The organism is Peribacillus sp. NPDC056705, assembly GCF_043656335.1.
This window is the reverse complement of sequence record NZ_JBHTYI010000143.1, coordinates 1-1,753: the sequence shown is the minus strand read 5'-3', so window position 1 is coordinate 1,753 and position 1,753 is coordinate 1. Positions and strand designations below refer to the sequence as shown.

Below are 1,753 nucleotides of genomic sequence, written 5' to 3'. Positions count from 1 at the left end.
CCCGCAATCAGGGAGGGCAGCCAACCTAAATAAGTAGCGATCACCACGATCGCCAAGTGACGTAAATCAGCAAAAAAACGAGGGTCGATCGGAAACGAGTAGTACATTAGTATAATGCCGTAGATGCCAAATAACAGCCCGGCATTAATCTTCACGGTGGTGGAGGGCGACGTGACCCCGGTTACATATCGCTTGGATAACAAGCCGGAGGCATATAGGAATGTGACGAGTATGCAGAAATTGGTGAACAATATATTAGTCATGGGACGAAATTCATTCCTTTCAAGTACCCCTGTCAGAGCGGACAGGGCCAAGAGGACAGTCATCCCTATTTTATCGGATAATGGAATTGTATGTCGAATAGTAAATACGGATTCCGGATTTTTTCTTAATTTATTGCACGGCTTGCAAAGGAAGGCGCACTTCAAACATCGTCATCTCGGTATTGCTCGTGACATGAATGGTCCCGTGATGGGCGTCAATGATCGCCTTCACAATCGCTAAGCCCAGTCCGGAACCGCCGGTCTGCGCAGTTCGGGATTCATCTACACGGTAGAATCGTTCGAAGAGATGCGGAATCGCCTGTTGCGGAATAGGCGAGCCATAATTGATGACTTGTACGATGGCATGAACGGAATCGCGGGATACGTTTAGATCGACTCTTGCCGCATCTTTGCCGTGTCTGACTGCATTGGCGAGCAGGTTCTCGAAAGTACGCATTAATTTATCTCCATCCGATGAGATCATGATCTTCTCCGTGGACGGGGTAAAGACGACTTTAACCTGATCCGTTTGACCGGGTAAGGAGAAGTCCACAGCCAGTTGGCCGAGTAGTTCCACCAAATTGATATTTGCACGATTGATAGGGGAGTACCCCATCCGTGTGTATTCGAACAGATCGTTCACGAGCCGGCCTAACCGAAGAGACTTATCGTACGCAATATCCGTATAATAACGCAGTTCAACCTCATCTTTATACTGATCTTCATTGACCAGACGCAGATAACCGATGATGGACGTCAGCGGGGTACGCAGGTCGTGGGAGACGTTGCTGATCAGCTCATTCTTGGACTGGACGGCTGTTCTCTCCTCAGCGAGCGAGAGCTTGAGCTGCTTCGCCATCTGATTGATCTGTACCGCCGTTTGTCCAAGCTCATCGTTCGAGCTTACGACGATTTCCTCGTCCAGCTCACCTCGGGCTAACCGTTTGGTGCCCAGCATCAATTGGTTGATCTGACGAATGGTTCCTTGGCTGAGCAGCAGTACCATACCGATAAAGAGCAGGATACCGATCACGGTCGCGACAACGGGGAACCCGAAGAAATTCTGCAAGGACCGATTGACATAGAACAGGCTCTGCACCCACGATTCCCGCCACATCTCCTTCCCAATCAATCGCATCAATTGCTGCGTAATGAACAGAATGGCTAACGTTAAGGCGCCGCTGAGAAAGAACAGCATAATGATTTTCCACTGAAGTTTACGCATGAATCTTGTACCCAACTCCCCAGACGGTTTGAATGAGCTTGTAACCCAGTTCTTTCTCAAGCTTGTCCCTCAGATTACTGATATGGACCATGACGGTATTGTTAGATACATAGTATTTCTCTTTCCACACCTGTTGGAAAATATCCTCGCTGCTGAAGATCCGCCCCGGTTGGCGGGCAAGCAAGTAGAGAATGTCGAACTCGCGAGCCGTAAGGGCGATCGCTTTATCGCCCGCTGTCACTTCATGAGTGGACCGATTGATTTC

The 1,753-nt window shown here is 49.2% G+C and carries 3 protein-coding genes; all 3 read right to left on the bottom strand.

Translation table 11 applies throughout. The annotated features are described in order from the left end of the window. The coding region (locus ACFRAK_RS28315) for a LytS/YhcK type 5TM receptor domain-containing protein (protein ID WP_394573086.1) at positions 1–428 on the bottom strand (428 nt) is incomplete at its 3' end. Next, positions 394–1,488 carry a sensor histidine kinase gene (locus ACFRAK_RS28310; RefSeq protein ID WP_394573085.1) on the bottom strand — a complete coding sequence of 365 codons (1,095 nt, stop codon included), beginning with the start codon at positions 1,486–1,488 and terminating at the stop codon, positions 394–396. The genes ACFRAK_RS28310 and ACFRAK_RS28315, both read right to left, overlap by 35 nt. After that, positions 1,481–1,753 (bottom strand): winged helix-turn-helix domain-containing protein (locus tag ACFRAK_RS28305; RefSeq protein ID WP_394573084.1); only part of this gene is annotated, 273 nt, incomplete at its 5' end. The genes ACFRAK_RS28305 and ACFRAK_RS28310, both read right to left, overlap by 8 nt.

Excerpts from the sequence above, each read along its gene's own strand:
- ACFRAK_RS28310 (WP_394573085.1), bottom strand. The coding sequence starts at position 1,488 with ATGCGTAAACTTCAGTGGAAAATCATTATGCTGTTCTTTCTCAGCGGC.